This window comes from Inquilinus sp. (genome assembly GCF_057815775.1).
The window spans coordinates 1-6160 of the sequence record NZ_JBYRFX010000341.1 but is presented as its reverse complement, the minus strand read 5'-3'; the positions used below and the strand labels follow the sequence as shown (position 1 = coordinate 6160).

Here is a 6160-nt window from a genome sequence, read left to right as displayed (position 1 = left end):
CACGAAGTGGGTGATGCCCAGGTCCCGGTACTTGCGCAGCGACCCGGCGACATCCGCCGCCGACCCGACCAGCCAGGTGGTGCCGGCGCCGCCGCCGCCGAATTTGCCGGGCGCGGTGTAGAGGTTGTCGTCCAGCACCTCGCCCCGCGTATGGGTGTCGAACAGGCGCTGCTGGCCCACCGCGATCGACTGCCGATGGTCATGCCAGCCGGCGCCCTTGATCCTGGCCATCTCCTCGACCTTCGCCCTGGCATCGGTCCAGGCCTGCTCCGTGGTGTCACGGACCAGCGTGGTGATGCGCAGCCCGAACTCCAGCGGCGGCAGGTTGCGGTCGAGATCCCGGCTCAGCGCCTTGAGGCGATCGATCCGTTCGCGGACGCCGTCCAACGGCTCGCCCCAGAACAGCTGGACATCGGCCTCGGCGGCAGACACCTGCTCCGCCGCGTCCGAGGCCCCGCCGAAATAGAGCTTGGGGTGCCGCCGGTCGCCGCGGGGCAGGATGCGCGGCGCCGCAGTGGAGTCGGTCACCCGGAAGTGCTCGCCCTGATAGGTGACGTTCTCTTCGGTCCACAGCCGGCGCACCAGCCGCATGAACTCCCGCGTCCGGGAATAGCGGTGGGCCTGGTCGCCCTCGCTGTCGCCATAGGCGGCGAGGTTGTCCTTGCCCGACACGATGTTCACCCGCACGCGGCCGCCGGTCAGCTGGTCCAGCGTGGCCGCCGCGGAGGCGAAATGCGCAGGCCGCCAGTATCCGGGCCGGATGGCGATCAGCGGCTCGAAGGTCTTCGTCCGCGCGGCCAGGGCGGCGGCGACGGTGAAGGTGTCGGGCCGGCCCCAGCCGGTGCCGATCAGCGCACCCTTCCAGCCATGCTCCTCCAGCGCCGTCGCGTGGCTGGTCAACGTCTCCAGGCTGTTGTGGTCCTCGGCGGCCGTGTCGCCGCGATGCCCGGCCCTGACGTCGTTCGGGATGTACCAGAGGAATTCGGAAGTGCCGCTCATGCAATCGGTCCGCAGTTTCGGATGGTGGGCGCGTCAGCGCAGAGGGAAGCCAAGCTGTTGCAGGGCCTCCCGGATGCGGTCGCGGCCATGCAGCGCCGCCCGGTCGCGCAGGCGATTGACCACCTGCCGGGTCCAGCGCGGATTGTCGGTCAGCCCCTGGCCACGCCAGAAGCGGTCGAGCGTCTCGTCATAGCCCGCCGCCGCTTCGGCCTGGGGTGCCGCATCATAGGTCTCGCGGTGCAGCACGGCGGCCTGCGGCAGGCGCGGCTTGACCGAGGCCGGCCGGTCCGGGTCGGGCCAGCCGACGGCGAGGCCGAAGACCGGGAAGATGTGGCCGGGCAGCTTCAGCGCCGCGGCGATCTCCTCGGGATGGTTGCGCACCGCCCCGACATAGACCGCGCCGAGGCCGAGCGATTCCAGCGCCACCACCGCGTTCTGCGCCGCCAGCGCCGCATCGACGATACCGAGGATCAGCGCCTCGGTGTATTCGGCGGCGTCGACAGTGGCGCCCTGCCCCTCCGCCAGCAGGCGCAGCCGGGCGAAATCCGCCAGCCAGACCAGGAACAGCGGCGCCTGCCGGATGAACTCCTGGTTGCCGACATAGCCTGCCAGGCGCGCCTTGTGCGCCGGCTCCTCGACCGCGACGACGCTCCAGGCCTGGAGGTTGGAGGAGCTGGAGGCCGATTGCGCCGCGGCGACCAGCGTCTCGATCGTGCCCGCCGGCAGCGCGTCCGGCCGGAAGGCCCGGACGGACCGGTGCGACAGGGTCAGGGCGGTGACGTCGTTCACGATCGCCGCGGATGGGGCCTGGTCGCCATAGCGGTCCGCCAGAAGGTCCGGCCCGGAGCCGGTTCGCAGCGGCACGGCAGTCGTGCTCATCGCAGGCTGTTCCTCACTTGGCTCAGGCCGTCGCCTGGAGCGGAAGGCTGTACTGGCTTTCCGGCCCCGGCAGGCCGTAATGCTCGCGCAGTGTGGTCCCGGTATACTCCTCGCGGAACAGGCCGCGCCGCCGCAGGATCGGAACCACCTGGTCGGCGAAGACATCGAAGCCGCCGGTCAAATAGGGCGGCATCACGTTGAAGCCGTCGGCGGCCCCACCGGTGAACCATTCCTCGATCCGGTCCGCCACCTGCTCCGGCGTGCCGGCCGTGACCCAGTGGCCGCGGGCGCCGGCCAGCCGGTGCAGCAGCTGGCGGATCGTCGGCCGCTCCCGGTCGACGATGTCGAGCACGACCTTGAACCGGCTGGCCACCGCGCGCTCCCCATCCGTCGCGACCAGCGCGCGCGGGAACGGGCCGTCCAGGTCATGGCCGCTGAGATCGACCCCGATCATGCGGTGCAGCTGCGCCAGCGAATATTCCGGCTGGGTCAGGGCGTTGAAGTCCTCCTGCAGCCGCTGCGCCTCGACCTCGGTGCCGCCGATGAACGGGCTGATGCCGGGCAGGACCTTCAAATGCTCCGGCCGACGCCCCAGCGCCGACGCCCGCGCCTTGATGTCGGCGTAGAAGGCCTGGGCGTTGGCCAGGGTCTGGTGCGCGGTGAAGATCGCCTCGGCATAGCGCGCGGCAAAGGACCGGCCGTCCTCGGACGACCCGGCCTGGACATAGACCGGGCGGCCCTGCGGCGTGCGCGGCACGTTCAGCGGGCCACGGACGCGGAGATGCCGGCCGATATGGTCGATGGCGTGGATTTTTGCCGGGTCGGCATAGATGCCCGAGGCCGCATCGGCGACCACGGCATCGTCCTCCCAGCTGTCCCACAGCTTGGTGACGACATCGACGAATTCCTGGGCGCGGTCATAGCGCTCGGCATGAGCGGGATGCTCGGACAGGCCGAAATTCTGTGCCGCCTGGGCGCCCGCGGTGGTGACGATGTTCCAGCCCGCCCGGCCCTTGCTGATGTGGTCGAGCGAGGCGAACAGCCGCGCCAGATTGTAAGGCTGGTTGTAGGTGGTCGATGCGGTGGCGATCAGGCCGATCCGCTCCGTCGCCGTGGCGATCGCCGACAGCCAGGTCAGCGGCTCGACCTGGAAACGGGAACCGTATCGGATGTTGTCGGCCAGGGACGGTCCGTCGGCGAAGAAGACGCCGTCGAACTTCGCGGCCTCGGCCCGGCGCGCCAGCTCCTGGTAATAGGCGATGTCGAGGATGCGCTCGGGCGACGAATCCTTGTAGCGCCAGGCGGCCTCGTGGTGGCCGCCGGGATAGATGAAGAGGTTGAGGTTGAGCTGCCTGCCGGTTCCGGACATCGCGGCCTCCTGGGACTCGAGGGAAAGGGGACTTCAGGCCGTCAGGCGGTCGTCGATCTGCACGCCGAGCTCCCGCAGCAGTTCGACGCGGATCTCGGTGACCCGCCGGTCGCGCTCGGGGTGCCGGCCGGGCAGGTCGATCTTCATGTCGACCGAGATCCGGCCGCGGTCGAGCACCAGCACGCGCTCGGCCAGGTGGATCGCCTCGTCGACGTCATGGGTCACCAGCAGCACCGCCGGCCGGTGGCGCTCGCAGAGCTGGCGCAGCAGGCCGTGCATGCGGATCCGGGTCAGCGCGTCCAGCGCGCCGAACGGCTCGTCCGCCAGCAGCAGCTCCGGGTCGCGCACCAGCGACCGGGCCAGCGCCACCCGCTGCTGCTCGCCGCCCGACAGTTGGTTCGGCCAGGCGCGCTCGCGGCCCGCCAGCCCGACCTCGGCCAGCGCCGCCGCGGCCCGGCCGCGCGGGTCGGGCCCGGCAAGCCCGAACACGACATTGTCGAGCACCCGCTTCCAGGGCAGCAGCCGCGCGTCCTGGAACACCACCGACAGCCGTTGCGGCACGCTCAGCCGCCCCTCGCCGGTGACCTCTTGGTCGAGCCCGGCCAGGGCCCGCAGCAGCGTGCTCTTGCCCGAGCCGCTGCGCCCGAGCAGCGCGACGAACTCGCCTTGCCGGATGTCGAGATCGATGCCGTCGAGGATCGTGCGGGCCCCGAAGCTGCGCACCAGCCCCCGGACCTGGACTGCGGGCTTGCTCAACCCGCCCCCGGTCAACCGGTCCCCACTCAACCTGCCAGCGTGCGTCGCCATGACAGCACCCTCCTCTGCAGCAGCCGGACCAGGGCGTCGGAGATGAGGCCGAGCAGGGCGTAGACCACGAGGCCGAGGATGATGATCTCGGTCTGGCCATAGGTCCGCGCCAGCTCGATCATGTAGCCGATGCCGCTGGTGGAATTGACCTGCTCGACCACGACCAGGGCGAGCCAGGAGTAGTTGACGGCGAAGCGCAGCCCGAGGAAGAAACCGGGCAGCGCCGCCGGCAGCGCGATGTGGCGCAGGAAATCCCGCTGGCTGACGCCCAGGGTCTCGGCCAGTTCGACATAGCGGTTGTCGATGCTGCGCAGCCCGTCATGGGTCTGGATGTAGACCGGGGCGAAGACGATCAGGGCGATGGTCGTGACCTTCATACCCTCGCCGATGCCGAGCCACAGCATCAGCAGCGGGATCAGCGCCAATGCCGGGATCGCCCGCTTGATGTGCACCGGCCCGTCGATCAGGTACTCGCCGATCCGGGTCAGGCCGGCGACGAGACCGAGCACCAGCCCGGCCAGGACGCCCCAGAACAGCCCCTGGACCGACCGGCCGAGCGAGGTCAGCAGATTGTCCTGCAGCCGGCCCTCGGCGATCAGGTCGGCCGCGGTGGACACCACCGTCCAGGGCGCCGCCAGGGTACGGGTGTCGATCAGCCCGGTGGCCGAACCGATCGACCAAAACGCCAGCAGCAGCACCGGGCCGAAGGTCCAGCCATAGGCGATCGGCCGGCCCGGGCCGAGCCGCCGGGCGCGCGGCCGCACCGATCGCTGCAGGGCCGGGCCGGCCTGGCTGCGGAACCGCCGGCTGTCCGGCGCCGGCGCGAGCGCCAGGGCGGAGTCGCTGGGGGGTGGGGTCATGGTCCTGCCCTCCCGCGCCTACAGGCCTGCCAGCGCGTCGGCGGCGGCGCTTTCGTACCGGCGGTCGAACAGATCCGCCGCATTCAGCTTCGGCTTGCCGGTCTCGACCGCCAGCAGGTCGATCGTCGCCTGCTGCCGTTCGATCACGGCGTTCCAGTCGGCCGGAACGTCCGGCAGCCCGGCGGAGTCGACGAGATAGCGCCCGCTGTCGGCGTCCAGCCCCTGGTCCTTGACGTAATAGCCGGCGATCCATTCCTCCGGATGCGCCGCGACCCACTGCGTCGCCCGGCCCCAGGCCTTCACGTATTCGCGGATCGCGGCGGCCTTGCCCGGATCCTGCAGGGAGGTCCCGAGCACATAGAGATAGGACGGGTCGTCCCGCAGCCCGTGCGGGATGAGCTTGGCGCCGTCCCTGCCGTAATTGGCGACGTAGCGGCGCTGGTTGGCCTCGGCGATCGGGGCAACGTCGACCAGGCGGCTCGACAGCGCGTTGACATAGACATCGCCGGTGCTGGGCAGTTCGACCAGTTGCACGTCCTGCTTCGACAGGCCGGCCTTCTGCAGCACGCGCAGGACCAGCGCGCCCTGGGCCTGGCCGGGGCTATAGGCGATCTTCTTGCCGCGCAGATCGGCCAGCGTCTCGACGCTGGTGCCCGGTGCGATGCCGAGCTGGTAGATCGGATGGTTGATCGGGTCCTGCCGGAACTTCGCGGCGACGATCTTCACCGGCAGGCCGGTCCAGGTGGCATGGATCGGCGGGATATCGGCGACCGAGCCGACGTCCAACGCATTGGCCCGGAACGCCTCGATCGTGCGCGGCCCGCCGCTGATGTTCGCCCATTCCACCTTGAACGGCAGCTTGTCGATCTCGCCGGACAGCACCAGCGCCCGCTGCGTCGTCGGATCGCCGATCACCAGCGTGGTCCCGGCAGGGATTTCGGCCGGCAACGGCGCGTCGGCCGGCAGCACGTCCGCAGACAGGGCCGGGCTGGCCGCACAGACCAGGCCGGCCCAGGCGATCGCGGTGAGGAAGCGCCGGCGGGCGGCGGATTTCGGCGATGCGGGATCGGGCAAGGCGATGATCCTCGATGTGAGAGTTGCGGACGTCGCCCGATCCGCACGACAGAGGGCGGCGATGGCCATGATGGGCTTGCGGTCGTTGGCCCATGGGCCAAAGATCACACAATCATGTTGTTATCTGATGAAATACACTTTCATGAGTCAATATATATAAATAAAACAAATT

General features: G+C 70.0%; 6 protein-coding genes. All 6 read right to left on the bottom strand.

Annotation, left to right across the window (positions count from 1 at the left end):
* A partial coding sequence (locus AC3XYG_RS12140; RefSeq protein WP_489140092.1) for an LLM class flavin-dependent oxidoreductase occupies window positions 1-999 on the bottom strand: 999 nt, incomplete at its 3' end.
* A 33-nt stretch (window positions 1000-1032) separates the two neighbouring features.
* Window positions 1033-1878 carry an NADPH-dependent oxidoreductase gene (locus AC3XYG_RS12135; RefSeq protein WP_489140091.1) on the bottom strand — a complete coding sequence of 282 codons (846 nt, stop codon included), beginning with the start codon at window positions 1876-1878 and terminating at the stop codon, window positions 1033-1035.
* Window positions 1879-1900: 22 nt separating this feature from the next.
* Entirely contained in the window at window positions 1901-3247 is a 1347-nt protein-coding gene (locus AC3XYG_RS12130; protein ID WP_489140090.1) for an LLM class flavin-dependent oxidoreductase, read from the bottom strand.
* 33 nt (window positions 3248-3280) lie between these two features.
* Window positions 3281-4003: an ABC transporter ATP-binding protein gene (locus AC3XYG_RS12125; RefSeq protein ID WP_489140089.1), complete on the bottom strand. Its 723-nt coding sequence runs from the start codon at window positions 4001-4003 to the stop codon at window positions 3281-3283.
* A gap of 26 nt (window positions 4004-4029) precedes the next feature.
* The gene (locus AC3XYG_RS12120; protein ID WP_489140088.1) at window positions 4030-4914 is read right to left on the bottom strand and encodes an ABC transporter permease; all 885 of its coding nucleotides are present in this window, start codon (window positions 4912-4914) and stop codon (window positions 4030-4032) included.
* A gap of 18 nt (window positions 4915-4932) precedes the next feature.
* Entirely contained in the window at window positions 4933-5988 is a 1056-nt protein-coding gene (locus AC3XYG_RS12115; protein WP_489140087.1) for an ABC transporter substrate-binding protein, read from the bottom strand.
* Window positions 5989-6160 lie beyond the last annotated feature (172 nt).

Coding starts and splice junctions, on each gene's coding strand:
- AC3XYG_RS12135 (WP_489140091.1), bottom strand. CDS start 1,878: ATGAGCACGACTGCCGTGCCGCTGCGAACCGGCTCCGGGCCGGACCTT.
- AC3XYG_RS12130 (WP_489140090.1), bottom strand. CDS start 3,247: ATGTCCGGAACCGGCAGGCAGCTCAACCTCAACCTCTTCATCTATCCC.
- AC3XYG_RS12120 (WP_489140088.1), bottom strand. CDS start 4,914: ATGACCCCACCCCCCAGCGACTCCGCCCTGGCGCTCGCGCCGGCGCCG.